This window comes from Lentzea sp. NPDC051208, assembly GCF_040682435.1.
GTDB lineage: Bacteria > Actinomycetota > Actinomycetes > Mycobacteriales > Pseudonocardiaceae > Lentzea > Lentzea kristufekii.
The window spans coordinates 33,417-49,471 of sequence record NZ_JBFBAW010000008.1 but is presented as its reverse complement, the minus strand read 5'-3'; the positions used below and the strand labels follow the sequence as shown (position 1 = coordinate 49,471).

21 protein-coding genes are annotated in these 16,055 nt (G+C 70.9%); 11 read left to right on the top strand and 10 right to left on the bottom strand.

What is annotated here, in order from left to right; translation table 11 throughout:
* Nucleotides 1–72 precede the first annotated feature (72 nt).
* Nucleotides 73–624 carry a cadmium resistance transporter gene (locus AB0M48_RS20610; protein ID WP_363844190.1) on the top strand — a complete coding sequence of 184 codons (552 nt, stop codon included), beginning with the start codon at nucleotides 73–75 and terminating at the stop codon, nucleotides 622–624.
* Nucleotides 625–654: 30 nt separating this feature from the next.
* Nucleotides 655–3,582 carry a hypothetical protein gene (locus AB0M48_RS20605; protein WP_363844187.1) on the top strand — a complete coding sequence of 976 codons (2,928 nt, stop codon included), beginning with the start codon at nucleotides 655–657 and terminating at the stop codon, nucleotides 3,580–3,582.
* On the opposite strand, the gene AB0M48_RS20600 is transcribed toward AB0M48_RS20605, so the two are convergent.
* Both AB0M48_RS20600 and AB0M48_RS20595 read right to left on the bottom strand, forming a co-directional pair.
* Entirely contained in the window at nucleotides 3,494–3,760 is a 267-nt protein-coding gene (locus tag AB0M48_RS20600; RefSeq protein WP_363844184.1) for a hypothetical protein, read from the bottom strand. The genes AB0M48_RS20605 and AB0M48_RS20600 overlap by 89 nt on opposite strands.
* A 2-nt stretch (nucleotides 3,761–3,762) precedes the next feature.
* Entirely contained in the window at nucleotides 3,763–4,707 is a 945-nt protein-coding gene (locus AB0M48_RS20595) for a YafY family protein (RefSeq protein WP_363844181.1), read from the bottom strand.
* Nucleotides 4,708–4,759: 52 nt separating this feature from the next.
* Between AB0M48_RS20595 and AB0M48_RS20590 the strand changes: the two genes are divergently transcribed.
* From AB0M48_RS20590 to AB0M48_RS20580, 3 genes are read left to right on the top strand one after another with little or no spacing between them, the layout of a single operon-like run.
* Nucleotides 4,760–5,845: an epoxide hydrolase family protein gene (locus AB0M48_RS20590; protein ID WP_363844178.1), complete on the top strand. Its 1,086-nt coding sequence runs from the start codon at nucleotides 4,760–4,762 to the stop codon at nucleotides 5,843–5,845.
* 2 nt (nucleotides 5,846–5,847) lie between these two features.
* Nucleotides 5,848–6,597: a ZIP family zinc transporter gene (locus tag AB0M48_RS20585; protein WP_363844175.1), complete on the top strand. Its 750-nt coding sequence runs from the start codon at nucleotides 5,848–5,850 to the stop codon at nucleotides 6,595–6,597.
* Between the two features lie 9 nt (nucleotides 6,598–6,606).
* Nucleotides 6,607–6,969 carry a VOC family protein gene (locus tag AB0M48_RS20580; protein WP_363844172.1) on the top strand — a complete coding sequence of 121 codons (363 nt, stop codon included), beginning with the start codon at nucleotides 6,607–6,609 and terminating at the stop codon, nucleotides 6,967–6,969.
* Nucleotides 6,970–6,991: 22 nt separating this feature from the next.
* Here the strand turns inward: AB0M48_RS20580 and AB0M48_RS20575 are convergent, their stop codons facing one another.
* Nucleotides 6,992–7,621: a 50S ribosomal protein L11 methyltransferase gene (locus AB0M48_RS20575; protein ID WP_363844169.1), complete on the bottom strand. Its 630-nt coding sequence runs from the start codon at nucleotides 7,619–7,621 to the stop codon at nucleotides 6,992–6,994.
* Between the two features lie 57 nt (nucleotides 7,622–7,678).
* Entirely contained in the window at nucleotides 7,679–8,377 is a 699-nt protein-coding gene (locus AB0M48_RS20570; protein ID WP_363844166.1) for an SDR family oxidoreductase, read from the bottom strand.
* Nucleotides 8,378–8,419: 42 nt separating this feature from the next.
* On the opposite strand from AB0M48_RS20570, the gene AB0M48_RS20565 reads away from it, so the two are divergent.
* Entirely contained in the window at nucleotides 8,420–9,007 is a 588-nt protein-coding gene (locus AB0M48_RS20565; RefSeq protein WP_363844163.1) for a PadR family transcriptional regulator, read from the top strand.
* The gene (locus AB0M48_RS20560; RefSeq protein ID WP_363844160.1) at nucleotides 9,004–9,327 is read left to right on the top strand and encodes a hypothetical protein; all 324 of its coding nucleotides are present in this window, start codon (nucleotides 9,004–9,006) and stop codon (nucleotides 9,325–9,327) included. The genes AB0M48_RS20565 and AB0M48_RS20560 overlap by 4 nt, the downstream gene beginning before the upstream one ends.
* 4 nt (nucleotides 9,328–9,331) lie before the next feature.
* Here the strand turns inward: AB0M48_RS20560 and AB0M48_RS20555 are convergent, their stop codons facing one another.
* Complete coding sequence (locus AB0M48_RS20555) at nucleotides 9,332–9,703, bottom strand: DoxX family protein (RefSeq protein WP_363844157.1); 372 nt, start codon at nucleotides 9,701–9,703, stop codon at nucleotides 9,332–9,334.
* A gap of 109 nt (nucleotides 9,704–9,812) precedes the next feature.
* Between AB0M48_RS20555 and AB0M48_RS20550 the strand changes: the two genes are divergently transcribed.
* Together AB0M48_RS20550 and AB0M48_RS20545 are read left to right on the top strand one after the other, a co-directional pair.
* The gene (locus AB0M48_RS20550; protein ID WP_363844154.1) at nucleotides 9,813–10,676 is read left to right on the top strand and encodes a sucrase ferredoxin; all 864 of its coding nucleotides are present in this window, start codon (nucleotides 9,813–9,815) and stop codon (nucleotides 10,674–10,676) included.
* 10 nt (nucleotides 10,677–10,686) lie between these two features.
* Nucleotides 10,687–11,214, top strand: a complete 528-nt coding sequence (locus tag AB0M48_RS20545; protein WP_363844151.1) for an AAA family ATPase — start codon at nucleotides 10,687–10,689, stop codon at nucleotides 11,212–11,214.
* 267 nt (nucleotides 11,215–11,481) lie between these two features.
* Here the strand turns inward: AB0M48_RS20545 and AB0M48_RS20540 are convergent, their stop codons facing one another.
* Both AB0M48_RS20540 and AB0M48_RS20535 read right to left on the bottom strand, forming a co-directional pair.
* The gene (locus AB0M48_RS20540; RefSeq protein ID WP_363844148.1) at nucleotides 11,482–12,096 is read right to left on the bottom strand and encodes a TetR/AcrR family transcriptional regulator; all 615 of its coding nucleotides are present in this window, start codon (nucleotides 12,094–12,096) and stop codon (nucleotides 11,482–11,484) included.
* Nucleotides 12,083–12,289: a hypothetical protein gene (locus AB0M48_RS20535; protein ID WP_363844146.1), complete on the bottom strand. Its 207-nt coding sequence runs from the start codon at nucleotides 12,287–12,289 to the stop codon at nucleotides 12,083–12,085. The genes AB0M48_RS20540 and AB0M48_RS20535 overlap by 14 nt, the downstream gene beginning before the upstream one ends.
* Before the next feature lie 25 nt (nucleotides 12,290–12,314).
* Here AB0M48_RS20535 and AB0M48_RS20530 point away from each other — a divergent pair, with 25 nt between their 5' ends.
* A complete protein-coding gene (locus tag AB0M48_RS20530; protein WP_363844143.1) occupies nucleotides 12,315–12,812 on the top strand; it encodes a CGNR zinc finger domain-containing protein in 498 nt (165 codons plus the stop codon).
* On the opposite strand, the gene AB0M48_RS20525 is transcribed toward AB0M48_RS20530, so the two are convergent.
* Both AB0M48_RS20525 and AB0M48_RS20520 read right to left on the bottom strand, forming a co-directional pair.
* Nucleotides 12,809–12,937 carry a hypothetical protein gene (locus AB0M48_RS20525; protein WP_363844141.1) on the bottom strand — a complete coding sequence of 43 codons (129 nt, stop codon included), beginning with the start codon at nucleotides 12,935–12,937 and terminating at the stop codon, nucleotides 12,809–12,811. The two genes, AB0M48_RS20530 and AB0M48_RS20525, sit on opposite strands and share 4 nt — an antisense overlap.
* Nucleotides 12,934–13,446, bottom strand: coding sequence for a hypothetical protein (locus AB0M48_RS20520; RefSeq protein ID WP_363844138.1), 513 nt, complete (start codon nucleotides 13,444–13,446; stop codon nucleotides 12,934–12,936). Before AB0M48_RS20520 ends, AB0M48_RS20525 begins: the two co-directional genes overlap by 4 nt.
* A gap of 50 nt (nucleotides 13,447–13,496) precedes the next feature.
* On the opposite strand from AB0M48_RS20520, the gene AB0M48_RS20515 reads away from it, so the two are divergent.
* Entirely contained in the window at nucleotides 13,497–14,921 is a 1,425-nt protein-coding gene (locus tag AB0M48_RS20515; protein WP_363844135.1) for an amidase, read from the top strand.
* Nucleotides 14,922–14,957: 36 nt separating this feature from the next.
* On the opposite strand, the gene AB0M48_RS20510 is transcribed toward AB0M48_RS20515, so the two are convergent.
* Nucleotides 14,958–16,034 (bottom strand): hypothetical protein, encoded by a 1,077-nt coding sequence (locus AB0M48_RS20510; RefSeq protein WP_363844132.1) that lies wholly within the window; start codon nucleotides 16,032–16,034, stop codon nucleotides 14,958–14,960.
* Nucleotides 16,035–16,055: the final 21 nt, after the last annotated feature.

Here is a 16,055-nt window from a genome sequence, read left to right as displayed (position 1 = left end):
CTGATCCGCTTACCGACGACGCTAGCACACTTCCGGATTAGCTATCCGTTTCACGCGGGCGAGAATGCCGCTGTGGATCTCGGAGTGATCGGTCAGGCGGCGGGCATGTTCGCGGTGACGAACGTCGACGACTTGGTGCTACTCGCGCTGTTCTTCGCGCGGGCGAAGTCGGCCTGGCAGGTGGTGACGGCCCAGTACCTGGGCTTCACCGCCATCCTGGCGCTGGCCGTGGTCGGCGCGCTGGGCGCGTCCCTGCTCCCCGCGCACTTCCGCCCGTGGCTGGGTCTCATCCCCCTGGCGCTCGGCCTCAAGGCCGCGTGGTCCCTGTGGCGCGGCGCGGACGACGAGGAGGAGCCGGACGCCGCTCCCGGGGTTCTGGCGATGGCCGGCGTGACCCTGGCCAACGGCGGCGACAACATCGGCGTCTACGTGCCGGTCTTCGCCGTGACGGACTCGCTGTGGGTCTACGTCGTGGTGTTCTTGCTGCTGGTCGGCGTGTGGTGCCTGGCAGGCCGGTTCCTGGCCTCCCGTCAGGTGGTCGCCCGCGCTCTCGCCCGGTGGGGCCACGTCGCCCTGCCGGTCGTGCTGGTCGCGATTGGTCTTTTGGTGTTGTTCTCAGGCTGAGCGTGCCCGCGGTCGGGTAGACACCTTCGGGTGCGAAAGACCTACAGCTACAACGAGGCCGTCAAGATCCTCGGCGGCCGCGACCACCCGGTCATCGCCGCCATGGACAAGGTCCTGGGCGGCGCGCTGCTGGCGGGTTCGCTGGGGCTGTGGCAGGTGCTGGACCTGTTCGACGCGAAGCCTGACTTCCTGCGTCTCAGCAACGAGCTGATCTCCAAGATCTCCACCAAGCGCCGAGGCGTGAGCCGCTACACCCGCACACAGCAGTTGCATGCCGCGCACGCCGTGGTGGTGATGACCGCGTTCTTCGAGGCGTTCGACGAGCAACAGGTCCCCGTCAAGCTCACCGCGGAGGATCGGGAGCTCGTTGTCAGGTACAACCCGTGGGAGGAGCCACTGCCGCTTCCGTCGGTCGGCCGTTCGTACGAGGAGAACCTGGTCGTTCTGGCACGTCGGTACGACTTGCTCGCGGTCGTGCTCTGCGAGGTGGTCGCGAGCATGGCGTGCTGGGACGACTTGAACGACACCGAGCGCGGCCGGGTGCGCAGGGCCGTTGACACCGCCGCCCTTCGTGCGTTGGAGCGGTACCAGGAACTGCTGGGGCAACTCGCCGCCGAGTTCCCCGAGATCCGGTTCTGGTTCGCGATCGAGGACGGCCGGGCGGTGCGCAAGGCGCTGGCGCGGCTGGAGGACGTGCTGCGCGAGACCACCACGGAGCTGAGGCCGGAGGTGCGGTTCGCCGAGCTCGCGGGTGTCTACGGGGGCGCGTTGCGCCGGCCGTTGGTGAAGTCGGCCGACGTGCCGGACGGCGTGCGGATCCCGAGTTTGGCCGAGGCCTACGTCGACCCGAGGTTTCAGGTCGTCACCGGTGTCGACCGGGCTGCCGCGCCGTCGCTGCTCGCGTGGTGGGACGGCGTGCCCGTCCGTGACGATCTCTACGCCTACCTCGCCGGTCTTCTGACGTCACCGGAGGCTCTGTCGGCTCCGCTGCTGGTGCTGGGTGATCCGGGATCGGGCAAGTCGGTGCTGACCGAGATGCTGGCGGCGCGGTTGCCGGCGTCGGACTTCGCCGTGGTTCGGGTGGAGCTGCGGTGCGCGCCCGCCGGCTGCACCTTGGAGCAGCAGATCGAGCACGGCTTGCGCACCCTGCTGCAGGAGCCGGTGAGCTGGGCGGAGTTCTCCCGCGCGACCGGTGGCGCGTTGCCGCTGGTGGTGCTGGACGGGTTCGACGAGCTGTTGCAGGCCACCGGCGTGAGTCAGACGCGGTACCTGACGACGATCGCCGAGTTCCAGCAACGGCTCGAAGACAGGGGCCGGCCGGCGGTGTTCGTCGTGACGAGCCGGCTGAGCGTGTGTGCGGGGCTGGAGCTGCCTGAGGGCACGCAGGTGGTGCGGTTGATGCCGTTCGACGAGGCACAGGTCCGTTCGTGGCTGGAGGTGTGGAACGCGGGCAACCGCCCATTGCCGCCTGAGACCGTGCTGCGTTACCCCGACCTCGCCTCCCAGCCGCTGCTGCTGTTGATGCTGGCTCTGTACGACGCGGTGGACAGCTCGTTCCAGCGTGATCATGAAGGCCTGAGCCGAAGTCAGCTGTACGAGCGGCTGCTCGACCGGTTCGCCGAGCGAGAAGTCACCAAGACCGGGACCGATCGGACTGAGGCCGATCTCGCCGAGGACGTCGCCTACGAGCTGGACCGGCTGTCGGTGGTGGCGCTCGCGATGTTCAACCGGGGCGTGCAGTGGATCGCCGAGCACGAGGTGACCGCGGACCTGGGCGAGTTGCTGGGCATCGATTCCCCGGAGCGGTTGAAGGGGACGCGTACTCCCCTGTCCGCCGGTGAGATGGTGCTGGGGCGGTTCTTCTTCATGCAGAGGACGGAGGCCGTCCGGGAGGACAGGACCAAGCTGCGGACCTACGAGTTCCTGCACGCGACGTTCGGCGAGTACCTGGTGGCGAGGTTCGTGTGGCAGAGGCTGCTGGAACTGCGCAGGGAGGACGAGGCCCGCTCGCGCAGGAAGTCCACCGTGGACGACACCGAGTTGTACTCGGTGCTGTCGTTCGCGGCGCTGACGTCGAGCAAGCCGGTGCTGGACTTCTTGCGGGAGTTCGCGGAGCGCAGCGACCGGGGCGGGTTGTTCGACCTGGTGTCGCGGCTGTTCGCCGCGCGGGACGAGTCGCGGGGGTCGCGTGGCGGGTATGCGCCGGTGTCGTTGCCTGACTCGGTGCGGGATGCGAAGTACTCGTTGAACCTCGTGGTCCTCGCGGTGGTGGTGCGTGGGAGGTGCTATTCCGACCAGCTGGGGCTGAGCGTGGACGGATGGCGGCGGCTGACGCTGTTCTGGAAGTCGCGGCTGCCGTCGAGCGAGTGGGCGAGCGTGGTGCTGTGGCTCTGGGTGGAGCGCGACGCGGAACGGCACTTCTCGGTGTGCCTCAACGTCCGGGTCCGTGAGCCGCACGCGGAGTGGCTGGTGATGTCGGAGCCGTACGTGACGTTGGACGAGGTCGCGCTGACCCTGCGGGACATGGTGACCCCGCTGGCGTCCCGGTACAGCCTCGACGTGACAGCGGCGTTGATCGCGCTGGCGGCGACCCGGCCGGACAACTGCCTGCCCGCGCTCGCACTCCTCCGGGCGGCGGACACGAGTCGCGGCGTCTTCGTCTCAGCGTTGCTCGAGAGGCTGGGGCAGGGCGGCGATGACCTCTCGCTCCTGAACCTCCTGGGGCCGGGTTACCCGGGCAAGCCGACCGAACTGGTGGAGGCGTGGTTGCGGATGTACGACCGCGGAGAACGTTTCGAGGACAAACAGCCCTTCCTCGAGCTGATCGCGGCGGCATCGACCACGGACTTCTCACGCCGGCCTGACCTGATCAGGCGGGCCAGATCGGCTGCTGCTGAGCTGGGTCTTGAATGGCCACCGTCAGCGCCTGCGCCAGAGTCGCGAGGTCCTGTTCGGTGAGGTCGCGCTCCCCCACCCACCTCAGGACCTCGCTGCGCGAGCACACCACGACGGCGCCGGATCGGCCGCCGAGGTCGGTGGCGGCCACGATCTCCGTCTCCCCGTTGTGCAGGACCAGGATCGGGTCGGGCGTGTCGGTGTAGAGCAGGTGCTCGATGTCCCGTCCGGTGATGGCCATGCTCAGTCTTGTACGGCTCGGGCGTAGCGGGCCGCAAGAGAGCGAACGTGTGCCACGAGCTCGGGTGGTGAGGTGACCTCGAAGTCGTAGCCGAGCATGCCGATCCACACGGCGAGTGTCTCGACGGAGTCGGAGCCCGTCACGAGTTCGCAGGTGGTGTCGTCGACGGCTTCGACGGTGCCGATGGCGGCGTGGATGCGGGCGGCGACGGCGTCGGCCGGTGCGTGGACGCGGACTCGGGCCTGGAAGCGCCAGGCGGCCTGGGTGACGCGGGAGGCGACGTAGGTGGTGGCGTCGAGGTCGCGTGGGGTGAAGCGGGGGCCGAACGGGGGCTGCGGTGGGGTGATGCGGTCGACGCGGAAGCTGCGCCAGTCCTGTTTGTCGGCGTCCCAGGCGACGAGGTACCAGCGGCGGCCCCAGTTGACGAGGCGGTGGGGTTCGACTCGTCGGCGGGTCGGGGTGCCGTCGTGGGCCTGGTAGTCGAAGCGCAGGGTGTCGCTGTCGCGGCAGGCCGCGGCGAGTGTCGAGAGCAGCTCGGGGTCCAGTGCGGGTGCCGGGGAGTCGCGGGGGACGGATTCGACCTGTTCGAGGGCGGAGACGCGGTGGCGCAGGCGGGACGGGAGGACCTGTTCCAGTTTCAGCAGGGCGCGCAGGGAGACCTCTTCGAGGCCGGTGACGGCGTTGGTGCGCAGGGCCGCGGCGACGGCGACGGCCTCGTTGTCGTCGAGCAGCAGGGGTGGAAGTTCGGCGCCGGCGCCCAGGCGGTAGCCGCCGAACGAGCCGGTGGTGGCGTTGACCGGGTAGCCGAGTTCGCGCAGGCGGTCGACGTCGCGGCGGACGGTGCGGGCGCTGATCTGCAGTTCGTCGGCCAGTTCGCTGCCCTGCCAGTCGCGGCGTGACTGCAGCAGAGCGAGCAGGCGCAGCAGGCGCGCCGAGGTTTCCAACATGGACCGACACTTTAGGACAGGAGCTGGCCGCAACGCTCGTTAGCCTCGGGTTATGACGGAGATCAGGGAATTCCACATCGCGGTCGACGACGCCGACATCGACGAGTTGCGGGCTCGTCTGGCGCGGACGCGGTGGACCGACCAGGTCGCGGGGGCCGGGTCGCGCTACGGCGACGACGTCGCGGACGTCCAGGAGATGGCCCGGTACTGGGCCGAGGAGTTCGACTGGCGGGCGGTGGAGGCGCGGCTCAACGCGTTCCCGCAGTTCGTCACCGAGATCGACGGTACGAACGTTCACTTCCTGCACGTGACCAGTCCGAACCCGGACGCGCTGCCGCTGCTGCTGATCCACGGCTGGCCGGGTTCGGTCATGGAGTTCGTCGACGTGATCGAGCACCTGCGCGAGGACCACCACCTGGTGATCCCCTCGATCCCGGGCTTCGGGTTCTCCGGGCCCACGACGGAGATCGGCTGGCACTCCGGGCGCATCGCCGCGGCGTTCGCGGAACTGATGGCGCGGCTGGGGTACCGGCGTTACGGGGTGCACGGCAACGACGCGGGGGCGATCATCGCGCCGCAGGTCGGGCGGGCCGACCCGGAGCACGTCGCGGGTGTGCACGTCACGCAGATCTTCTCGTTCCCCTCGGGTGACCCGGCCGAGATGGAGGGCCTGACCGAGGACGACTTCCGGCGTCTGGGGGTGCTGCAGAACTTCTGGGAGACCATGTCCGGTTACGCGAAGCTGCAGCAGTCGCGGCCGCAGAACGTGGCGTTCGCGCTCGCGGACTCCCCCGTCGGCCAGCTCGCCTGGACGATGCAGCTGATGGGCGAGCCGGCCGTGACGAAGGACTTCCTGCTCGCGAACGTGGCGATCTACTGGTTCACCGGCACCGCGGGGTCCAGCGCGCGGCTGTACTTCGAGGACGCGCACCGCGAGGAGCAGCCGGCGGAGCCGACGACGGTGCCGATGGGTGTCGCGATCTTCCCCGACGACTTCCAGACCATCCGCCGCTTCGCCGAACGCGACCACCGCAACCTCGTGCACTGGTCGGAGTTCGAGACCGGCGGGCACTACTCCGGGCACGACTCGCCGGAGCTGCTGGCGGGCGATCTGAAGGTGTTCTTCGCCAAGATGTAGTCATGCCGCAGTGGATCGAGGCGGGGATCTGGGGACTGGCCGGTGGCGGCGCGCTCGTGGCGGGCGCGCTCGTCGCCTGGTTCCTGCGCGTGCCCCGCGACGTCGTGGCCGTGGTGATGGCGTTCGGTGCCGGGGTGCTGACCGCGGCGGCGGCGTTCGAGCTGATGGACGAGGCGGAGAAGACCGGTGGTCTGCTCGCCACCTCCGCCGGGTTCCTCGGTGGCGCGGTCGGGTACGTGCTGGCGAACCTGGTGCTCGCGCGCCGCGGGGCACGGCACCGCAAGCGCAGCAGCAACCAGCCCACCGAGGCCGACCAGGCCGGCAGCGGCACCGCGATCGCCGTGGGAGCGCTGCTCGACGGCGTGCCCGAGTCGGTCGTGCTCGGTGTGTCGCTGCTCAGCGGCGGCGGCGTCGGGGTGGCGATGCTGGCGGCGGTGGTCATCTCGAACGTCCCGGAAGGGCTCTCCAGCGTCGCCGGTATGAAGCAGGCCGGCCGCGGGCCCGGTTACGTGTTCGGGGTGTGGGGTGCGATCGCCGTGGCGAGCGGGCTGTCCGCGGCCCTGGGGAACCTGCTGCTCGACGGCGCGCCACCGCAGCTCATCGCCGTGATCACCGCGGTCGCGGCAGGGGCGATCCTGGCCATGATCGCGGACACCATGATCCCCGAGGCCTACGAGCGGGCCCGCCTCTACACCGGGCTGTGCACCACCGCCGGGTTCCTCACGGCGTTCGTGGTGGAGCGGCTGGGCTAGATTCGCGGTGTGGTGATCGGAGAGTTCTACGACGTGGTGGTCGACTGCCCGGACCCCGGCGCGCTCGCCGAGTTCTACCGGCAGGTCGTCGGCGGTGAGATCACCGACTCCGACGGCGACTGGTCCACGCTCGTCACGGCCAACGGGCGGCGCCTGTCGTTCCAGCGCGTCGAGGACTACTCACCGCCGCGCTGGCCCGGCCAGGAACACCCCCAGCAGATCCACCTCGACGTCATGGTCACCGATCTCGACGTCGCCGAGCCGCTCGTGCTGGCCCTGGGGGCGACGCTGCTCGAGGGCTCGTCGAAGCACGTCGGGTTCCGGGTCTACTCCGACCCCGCCGGGCACCCGTTCTGCCTGGTCACCAACTAGGCGCCGTTCCGCGGGTCAAGAGCTAGGCCCGCCAGACCGTGGCGGAGCGGGTCTCGGTGCTCTCCAGCGTCAGCGGCACCGGCACCTCGTAGCGGGCGCACGCGGTGAACCGGTCACGCGGCAGGTGTGCGCGGTCCGGGTCCCCGAGCAGCACCACCGCGCCCCGTGCCGCGGCCCTGCTCAGGAACGGCAGCACCAGCGCGGTGATCTCCGCGTCGTAGAACACGTCCCCGGCGAGCACGACGTCGGCGCCGTGCGCGTCGCTGTCGAGCTGGTCACCGTCCAGCGCGCTCACCGTGACGCCGTTGGCGGCGGCGTTGAGCTGCACCGCGGCGAGCGCCAGCGGGTCGATGTCGTTGGCGGTCACCACGTCCGCCCCGGCCAGTGCCGCGGCGATCGCGACCAGCCCGGAACCCGACGCGAGGTCGAACACCTTCCTGTCCCGCACCAGCCCGGGGTTGTCGAGCAGGTGCCGCGCCAAGGCCTGGCCGCCCGCCCACGGGAACGCCCAGAACGGCGGCTGGTCGTGACGGGTCAGCTCCCACAGGCCCATCGCCTCGGCCGCGCTGTGCAGCAGCACCTCGGGCACCAGCGGCACGGGGGCCAGCGTCGTGTTGGCGAGCACGAAGTCGGTGAGCGTGGGCGCGGACATGACGGAGAAGCTTAGGGGCAGCGCGCACACCGCCCGCAGAGCCGAAAGGCCGCAGGTTCACATGCCGCCGGCCACCCGCAGGATCGCGCCCGTCGTGTACGAGGCCTCGTCCGACAGCAGCCACGCGATGGCGTTCGCGATCTCGTCGACCTCACCGGGCCTGCCCAGCGGGATCCGGGCGGCGACGCGGTCGGGGCGGCCGGGGTCGCCGGACAGGTGGTGGATGTCGGTGCGGATCGTGCCGGGCTGCACGCAGTTGACCCGGATCCCGCGCGGCGCGAGCTCCTTGGCCAGGCCGATCGTCAGCGCGTCCACGGCGGCCTTGGTGGCGGCGTAGTGCACGTACTCCCCCGGACTGCCCAGCGTCGCCGCCCCCGAGGAGACGTTCACGATCGAACCGCGGCTCATCCGCCGGGCCGCCTCGCGGGCCACGAAGATCGCGCCGACGAGGTTGACGTCCACCACGCGGCGCAGGTCCTCGGTGCGCAGCTCCGCGAGCGGCCCGGACGGGGAGGTGATGCCGGCGTTGCTCACCACGCCGGTGATGTCGTCGCCGGCCACGTCGAACAGGCGCGCCACATCGGCCTCGTCCGCCGTGTCGGCCCGGACAGCGAGCACGCCGAGCTCGGCTTCCAGCGCACGTGCCTCGTCCTCGGCCTGGCGGTAGCTGATCACGACCCGATGCCCGTCGCGCACGAGCCTGCGCGCGGTCGCGGCACCGATACCCCGGCTTCCCCCGGTGATCACCGTAGTCATGCCGCCCAGCCTATACTCGGCACCGGATATACGGGAGCGGATATGACGTTCAAGCGCACGAACCCCCTGGCCCTCGCGGTGCTGGCCCTGTTGTCGGAGCGGCCCATGCACCCCTACGAGATGGCGCAGACCATGCGGGAACGCCACCAGGAGGAGGTCATCAAGCTCAACTACGGCTCGCTGTACACGGTGGTGGAGTCACTGCGCAAACACGAGCTGATCACCGCCTCCGCCGTGCAGAAGGCCGGCAACCGCCCCGAACGCACCGTCTACGCCGTCACCGGCGCGGGCACGGCGGAGCTGCACGACTGGCTGCGCGAACTGATCGCCGTGCCCGCCAGGGAGTACCCGCGCTTCGAGGCCGGGATCTCCCTGGTCGGCCTGCTGCCCCCGGCCGACGCGCTGCGGCTCGTGCGGCAACGCGAAGCCGCCGTCGGTGAGCAGCTCACCGCGCTGGCGGTGCTGCTGGAGAAGCTCGCCGGCATGGGACTGCCGCAGCTCGCGTGGATCGAACTCGACTACCGGATGGCCGTGTTGCGCGCCGAACGCGCCTGGCTGTCCTGGTTCGCCACCGCCACCCGCGAGGGCACTGTCGGTGGCTACGACGACTGGGAGGACAGACACCGATGAGGCTGCTGTTCGAAGTGACCGGCGTGGTGCACGCGCCGTTGCAGGACGTGCGCGCGCGGATGTTCGCCGACGCCGGAGAGTCCGGGCCGCACCGGTTGGTGGACCGTGAGCAGGGCGTGATCGCCTACTGGGGCGACTGGTGGTACCGCGGCGAGGACACGTTGCACCCGCACCCCGAGGGCGCGCTCCTGCGCCACCGCGTCTACAACATCGCCAGGCAGGGCAACTGGGCGCCGTACCTGGCGAACAAGCTGTTCCTCGGCTACCGCGCGAAGCTCGAGGCGTCGATGCGCGAACGGGTGCGGCGGCTCGAGAGCTGATCGATCAGAGCTGGCCGAAGCGCACGACCGCCACGAACACGGCCAGCGCGCACAGCACGAGGTTGATCGGCACCGTGGCGCTCTCACCGCGCCGGATGTGTGTGATCGCGGCACCCACCTGCACCAGTGCCAGGCCCAGCGCCGCGATCGGGGTGAGGATCGGCGCGACGCCGGTCAGCCACGGCAGCACCAGCCCGAGCGCACCGGCGACTTCGACCGCGCCGATGCCCTTGACCTGCCCGGACGTGAAATCTTCCGCCCAGGACATCCTCGGTTCGGCCAGCAGGTCCTGTTTGGTCTTGACCAGCTTGGTGAAGCCCGCCATCAGGTACAGGGCAGCCAGCACACCCGACACGATCCACACCGCGACGTTCATGGACGAGAACCTAGCCCCGCGCCTGGGAGGTCAACCACCGATGCTCGAGCCCACAGATCAACTAAGGGTCGCCTTAGTCATCACCCGATCGGCCGTATAGAGTGTGCAGATGAGGTGCTCGACACTCTCCGGCTTCGCGGGCGAACCGCTGGCCGGCACGGCCGCGACCGCGACGGCGTGGTTGTGCCTGGAACAGCCGGGCCCGTGGGGGCGCGACGCCCTGACCGAGAGCCACCTCGACCCCGAACTGGGCGCCGAACTGCAACGCCGCGCCGCCGGCACGGGTGTGCGCATCCTGCTGATCCGCCGCCCCGGCAGGCACGCCGACGACCACGTCCCCGCGACCCGCCGGCTGTACCTGGCCTCGGCGAAACCCGGCGCCTCCTGGCTGGAACAGGCCGACCTGGCCGTGCCGGAGGAAGCCCTCGAGCTCGACTTCGAGGCACTGGGCGCGGGCCGCTCCACCGCGTTCGGCACCCCGGTCCGCGACCCGTTGCTGCTGGTCTGCACCAACAGCAAACGCGACGTGTGCTGCGCGCTGTACGGCCGCCCGATCGCCACCGCGCTGAACCTGTGGGAGTGCACCCACACCGGCGGCCACCGCTTCGCGCCCACCGGCGTGCTGCTGCCCACCGGTCACCTGTACGGACGACTCGACCACCAGTTGGCCCAGCGCGTCGTCACGGAGGGCATCGTCGCCGACCGCTGCCGGGGCCGCTCCTGCTTCACCCCGCGAGGCCAGGTCGCCGAGGTCGCCGTGCGCGAGAAGATCAGCGAACCCCGCGACGTGCTCACCGTCGTGGCCGAGACCCCGGACTCCGCGACCGTGCGGCACGCCGACGGGCGGGAGTGGCGGGTGTCGCTGACCGAGCAGCCTGTGCCGCCGCGGCCCGCGAGCTGCGGCAAGTCGCCGGACATCGCGATCGCGCTGGTGGCGACCGCGATCGACGAGCTGGCGAAGGTCTCCCGCTAACCTCGGCCCGGTGCCCCGGCTGATCCACCTCAACGGTCCCACCGGCGTCGGCAAGTCCACGATCGCCGCCCGCTACGCCGCCGACCACCCCGGAACGCTCGACCTCGACGCCGACGAGATCGTCCGGCTCGTCGGGGGCTGGCGCGAGGACTTCTACGGCGCGGTCGGCCTGGTCCGCCCGCTCGCCCTGGCCATGGCGGCCACCCACCTGGCCTCAGGGCACGACGTCGTGATGCCGCAGCTGATCATGCGCCACGGCGAACGCGACAAGTTCGCCGCCGCGGCGGCATCCGCGGGCGCGGACTACCTCGAGTTCGTGCTGCTCGCCCCACCCGAGACGGCGATCGACCGGTACCGGCGGCGGGAACACCACATCGACCACGTCGTCGAAGCGCTCGGCGGTGCGGACGTGATCCGGCAGGGCCACGACCGCATCACCGCCTACCTGACTCCTCACGTCACCGTGATCGAGGCCGGCGGTGACGTCGAACAGACCTACGCCGCGCTCAGGGCGGCGCTGGCGCACCAACCAGGTTGAGCGCCACGATGCTGGCCCTGTCGTTCGTGATCGACCTCGCAGGCGCCTAGCGCGGGCTGATCTTCGCCGGGGTACCGCGGTCCTGCCATCGTCGCGGCGCTGACCACTCGCTGCCTGGACGCCCGGCGGGAGCCGGTGCGCAGGAACACAAGAGGCGCGGGGCGGCCGTGCTGGGCGGTGTCGTGATCTGGGCGATCGTCGCGCACAGAAGCGGTCATCCCCTCGATCTGGCCCAGCCCGCGGTGGCGCTCGCGACGCCGGCGGCGATCAGCTCGACCCTGCTGATCGCCGTTCTGGTGACGGTCCGGCGCTGGGCGCGGTCGCGGAGAACACGCCGATGCCCAGCGCGTACGGGTCGTCCAGGCCGACGGTCTGCAGCGTCTCCGCCGGCAGCGCGAGCAGCGAGATCGCCACACCGAGGAAGTAGGCGTCGAGCAGGCCCGTGTCGCGCACCGTCGAGGGCAGACCGGCCGCCTGCTGCAGCGCGGCGGCGGCTTCGGCGTTCGAGAGGACCATGCCCGACAGCGCCTCGCGCACACCGGGGCGGCGGACCGCCTCCAGGTACAGCTCGACCATCGCGAGCATCTGCGTCGGGTCGTCGGCGACCGCGCGGCGCAGCAGGGCCGGGTAGAGCTCGGCGACGTCGCCGGCGCTGATGCCGGCCGGGGTCGTCTCGCGCAGGCGTTGCACGGCGGCGCGGTGCAGCGAGGTCATGCGGGCGGCGCAGGCGGTGAGGACGGCCTCGCGGGTCGGGAAGTAGTTCTTGGTGGTGCCGATGGGCACGCCGGCCTCGCGGTCGATCGCGCGGTGGGTCAGGCCGCGGCCGCCTTCCACCGCGAGAATCTGGATCGCGGTGTCGCACAGCAGATCACGACGGCTCACGGCCCGGGACACTAGCAAGATCACCACGGGTGTGGTGAATCGGGGCGAACGTGCTGGTCCCGGCGGTAGCGATGACGACGTCACGTTCGAGCACGAGGAACAGGCCGCAGACGCAGCGCACGTAGGCGACGGCGCCGTGCGAGGAGACGGCGGAGTCGGACGACCAGCGGCAGGCGGGGCAGGTGGCGATCATGAGCCAAGCCTGATGTCATGGTCTAGTGCATTTCAACCCTTACGGCGGGACGGCTGCCGAACTCGCCGCGACCCTGGTCAACGCCGACCCGGCCACGCACCTGCTGGACGTGCTGAAAGCGTCGGACTACAAGCCCCTGGGCTCGCTCGACGCGCGGCAGGAACGTGACGTACGAGACTGGATCGAACGGCTGCGCCAGGTGTTCCGCGCGCCCACCGTCGAGCTGCTCAACGACCTGCTGGCCCAGTCCTCGACCACGCACTACATCTCCACGCACGACGGACGCGCCCCGCACCTGCACTACGCCCGCGAGGACGCGCCGACCGACGTGCGGCTCAAGGCGTACACGGCGGCGGGCATGGCGGCGTTGTTCTGCGAGGACGCGGGGCGCATCGGCTCGTGCGGCCGCGACGGCTGCGACACGGTGTTCGTGGACACCAGCCGCAACGGCAGGCGGCGGTTCTGCTCGACCAAGTGCGCCAACCGCGTCGCCGTCGCGAACCACCGCAGCCGGGTGGGTTAGCGGCTCGCCCGCGCCGTGCCGGTTCCCTCGTCGGTGTCACCGAAGCGCTGCACGTAGATCGTCACCTGGCACGACGAGCCGCAACCGCCTTCCGCGTTCGCCGTGCGGGACCAGCCGCGGCTCACTTGTCGATGACGTTGAGCAGGCGGCGGGCCTTGTACTCGGAGTTCGCCTCCAGCCCGTAGGTGTGGCTGCGCCAGTCGGTGCCCCAGCCACCGCGCTGCTCGTAGGCGAAGTAGCGGGTCCTGGTCGAGTCGGTCCACCGGTCGAAGATCACGACGTGGCGGTTGTCGCCGTCACCGATGGCGTCGATGACCAGGTCGCCGCGCTTGAGCTCGCTCATCGCGATGGGGGACGTCCAGGTGGTGGTGATGAGCGCCTGGGTGTTGGGCGCGTCCGGGACCTTGTCCAGGCGCGCGGCCATCGAGGCGTAGCCGGAGCAGTCCATGCGGTAGCCGTCGGTCCACTTGCGGTTCTGGTCGTAGGGCACGCGGGTGCCGTTGTTCGCCGTCAGCCAGCTGTTGGCGCGGTTGATGATCTCGTAGCGGTAGATCGGCGCTCCGGCGGCGTGGGCCGGGGCCACCAGGGTGCTCAGGGCGACGAGTGCGGCGACCGCGATCGCGAGGACTCTCATGTGCGCTACTCCCATTCCGTAGATCAGCTGTGGGCGCTTAGGGTCGGTTCATGGAGCTGACGGAGCTGTGTTCCGCCGGGGTGGCCAGGCAGGCGCACGCCGTGCGGTCCGGTGAGGTGACCGCCCGCGACCTGCTCGCCGAGCACCTGCGCCGCATCGAGCGGATCGATCCGCGGCTCAACGCGTTCCGGCTGGTCTTCGCCGAACGGGCCCTCGCGGAGGCCGAGCAGGCCGACGCGCGCCGGTCCGCGGGCGAGGACCTGCCGCTGCTGGGGGTGCCGATCGCGGTCAAGGAGGACATCGCGCTGGCGGGCCTGCCCACCACCAAGGGCACGAACGCCGCGCGCACCCCGCAGCCGGCGGACTCCGCGATCGTCACGCGGCTGCGCGCGGCCGGTGCGGTGATCATCGGCCGCACCCGCATGCCGGAGCTGGGCCTGTGGCCCTTCACCGAGAGTTCGTGGGCTGGGCCGACGCGCAACCCGTGGTCGCTCGCGCACTCCCCCGGCGGGTCCAGCGGCGGTTCGGCCGCGGCGGTGGCGGCGGGACTGGCCGCGGCCGCGATCGGCACGGACGGCGCCGGGTCGATCCGCATCCCGTCGGCCGTGACGGGCCTGTTCGGGCTCAAGCCCCAGCGCGGCCGGATCTCGCTGGCGCCGGAGCCGCAGGTGTGGGGTGGTCTGGTGGTGGCGGGGCCGATCACCCGCACGGTGCTGGACTGGGCGCTGGTCGCCGACCAGATCCACGGCGCCGCCCCCGGTGACGCGCACGTGGCGCATCCGCCGCGCATGAGCTTCACGCAGGCGGCGCGCACGGATCCGGGCCGGCTGCGGATCGGGGTGTCGCTGCGGCCGTGGGGTCCGGGCATCCCGATCGCCGACGAGGTCCGCGACGCCGTGCAGGACACCGCCGCGCTGCTCACCGACCTCGGTCACGACGTCGTGCGGCTCGATCCGCCGATGCGCGACGTCACCGCCTCCACGCAGTTCGCCGCCCGCTACGTGCACAACGCCTACCTGGCGCGCGCGGACATGGAGTTGCCGGACCTGCTCGAGCCCCGCACCCGCGCGGTCGGCGAGCTGGGGCGGCGCCTGCCGCGCGGTGTCGTGCGGTGGGCGGCCAAGGACGACGCGGCGCTCACCGCGTACGCGAACCGGGTGTTCGCCTCGATCGACGTGCTGCTCACCCCGGTGCTGACCCGCCCGCCGATCCGCGTGGGCGAGTGGGACGGCCGCAACGTCGTCACGGCGCTGCTCGCGGCCTCGCACTACACGACGTTCCTGCCGCTGTGGAACATCGTCGGCAACCCCGCCGCCTCGGTTCCGGCCGGCCGCACGTCGGCGGGCCTGCCGCTGGCGGTGCAGCTCGTGGGCCGCCAGCACGACGAGTGCACGCTGCTGTCGGTGTCCGCCCAGCTGGAGCGCGCCCGGCCGTGGGCGGACCGGATCCCCTCCGGCCTCGATCATGCGAACTAGGATATTACGAGAACGGACTATCCGAATCGGGAACGGTCAGAATCCGCGCTTGGACAACTCGTCGAGCAGTTCCCGGTCCGCCACGTGCCGCGACCTGATGTGGTCCAGGTAGTCGGCGAACGCGTCGGGCTGCAGGCCGCGTAGTTGTTCCAGCAGGTCCATGACCAGGTCGTGCTCCTCGATCCCGCGCCGGGCGAGCTCGACCTCCACGATGCGCCGGTACACCTCCACGGCCAGGCGGCTGCCGTCCTGCACGAGGTGCTGCACCAGTTCCGCGCGCAACGGCGGCAACTCGTCGGTGTGCACGACCAGCGCCCGGATCTTGAGGTACACGTCGAGGTTGGGCCGGGCGAAGAACGCCTCCCTGCAGACCTCCAGCGCGCGTTGCGGTGCGCCCCGGCGCAGGTGTTCCTCCACCGCGAGGTCGATCAGCCGCAACGACGCGCCGCGCCCGCCCACCGCGCGCAACCCGCGTTCCACCCACTCCAGTGCCTCGTCCGAACGGCCGTTGTCGCGCAGCACGGTCGCGACCTGCAGGTAGTGCCAGCCCGAGGAGAGGTCCTTGGACAGCACGAGCAGCTGCAGGTCGACGTCCTCGGTGTACTCGGCGAGCTCCTCCATGACGCGCAGCAACGCCCAGCGGGCGCGGTCGTAGCGGCCGGTCTCGCCGAACCCGATCACCGGCAGCGGTGCGAACAACGCCACCGCCCGCTCCCGGTAGCGGGCCAGACCCTCGTCGTCCAGGGCGCCGGCGTAGGCGGCGAGGCTGACGTCGGGCGCGTCGGGGTGCTGCAGCTGCAGGTCGAGCAGCCAGTCGGCCAGGCGCACCGGGTCGGCGCCGGTCTGGTCGCACGCGCGGGCGTGGATGGTCAGGACGCGGTGGGCCAGCTCAGCGAGTTCGACGCGATGACGCCTGCTGGTCGCGACGCCGTCGGCGAGCTGGGTGACGATCTCCTCGATCAACGCGACCAGCCGGGGGCCGGGATCGGTGACGAGCAGCGACTGCAGCTCGACCGACACGGCGGTCAGCGCCTGCCAGCGGGCCGGCCAGTCGGTGGTCTCACTGTCGGCCTCGACGAGCGCCGAGGCCACGGTGTCGGGCAGCGAGTCCATCGCAACATCATTCCCGCGTCA

Coding starts and splice junctions, on each gene's coding strand:
- AB0M48_RS20600 (WP_363844184.1), bottom strand. CDS start 3,760: ATGGCCATCACCGGACGGGACATCGAGCACCTGCTCTACACCGACACG.
- AB0M48_RS20595 (WP_363844181.1), bottom strand. CDS start 4,707: ATGTTGGAAACCTCGGCGCGCCTGCTGCGCCTGCTCGCTCTGCTGCAG.
- AB0M48_RS20590 (WP_363844178.1), top strand. CDS start 4,760: ATGACGGAGATCAGGGAATTCCACATCGCGGTCGACGACGCCGACATC.
- AB0M48_RS20585 (WP_363844175.1), top strand. CDS start 5,848: ATGCCGCAGTGGATCGAGGCGGGGATCTGGGGACTGGCCGGTGGCGGC.
- AB0M48_RS20575 (WP_363844169.1), bottom strand. CDS start 7,621: ATGTCCGCGCCCACGCTCACCGACTTCGTGCTCGCCAACACGACGCTG.
- AB0M48_RS20570 (WP_363844166.1), bottom strand. CDS start 8,377: ATGACTACGGTGATCACCGGGGGAAGCCGGGGTATCGGTGCCGCGACC.
- AB0M48_RS20565 (WP_363844163.1), top strand. CDS start 8,420: ATGACGTTCAAGCGCACGAACCCCCTGGCCCTCGCGGTGCTGGCCCTG.
- AB0M48_RS20560 (WP_363844160.1), top strand. CDS start 9,004: ATGAGGCTGCTGTTCGAAGTGACCGGCGTGGTGCACGCGCCGTTGCAG.
- AB0M48_RS20555 (WP_363844157.1), bottom strand. CDS start 9,703: ATGAACGTCGCGGTGTGGATCGTGTCGGGTGTGCTGGCTGCCCTGTAC.
- AB0M48_RS20550 (WP_363844154.1), top strand. CDS start 9,813: ATGAGGTGCTCGACACTCTCCGGCTTCGCGGGCGAACCGCTGGCCGGC.
- AB0M48_RS20535 (WP_363844146.1), bottom strand. CDS start 12,289: ATGATCGCCACCTGCCCCGCCTGCCGCTGGTCGTCCGACTCCGCCGTC.
- AB0M48_RS20520 (WP_363844138.1), bottom strand. CDS start 13,446: ATGAGAGTCCTCGCGATCGCGGTCGCCGCACTCGTCGCCCTGAGCACC.
- AB0M48_RS20515 (WP_363844135.1), top strand. CDS start 13,497: ATGGAGCTGACGGAGCTGTGTTCCGCCGGGGTGGCCAGGCAGGCGCAC.
- AB0M48_RS20510 (WP_363844132.1), bottom strand. CDS start 16,034: ATGGACTCGCTGCCCGACACCGTGGCCTCGGCGCTCGTCGAGGCCGAC.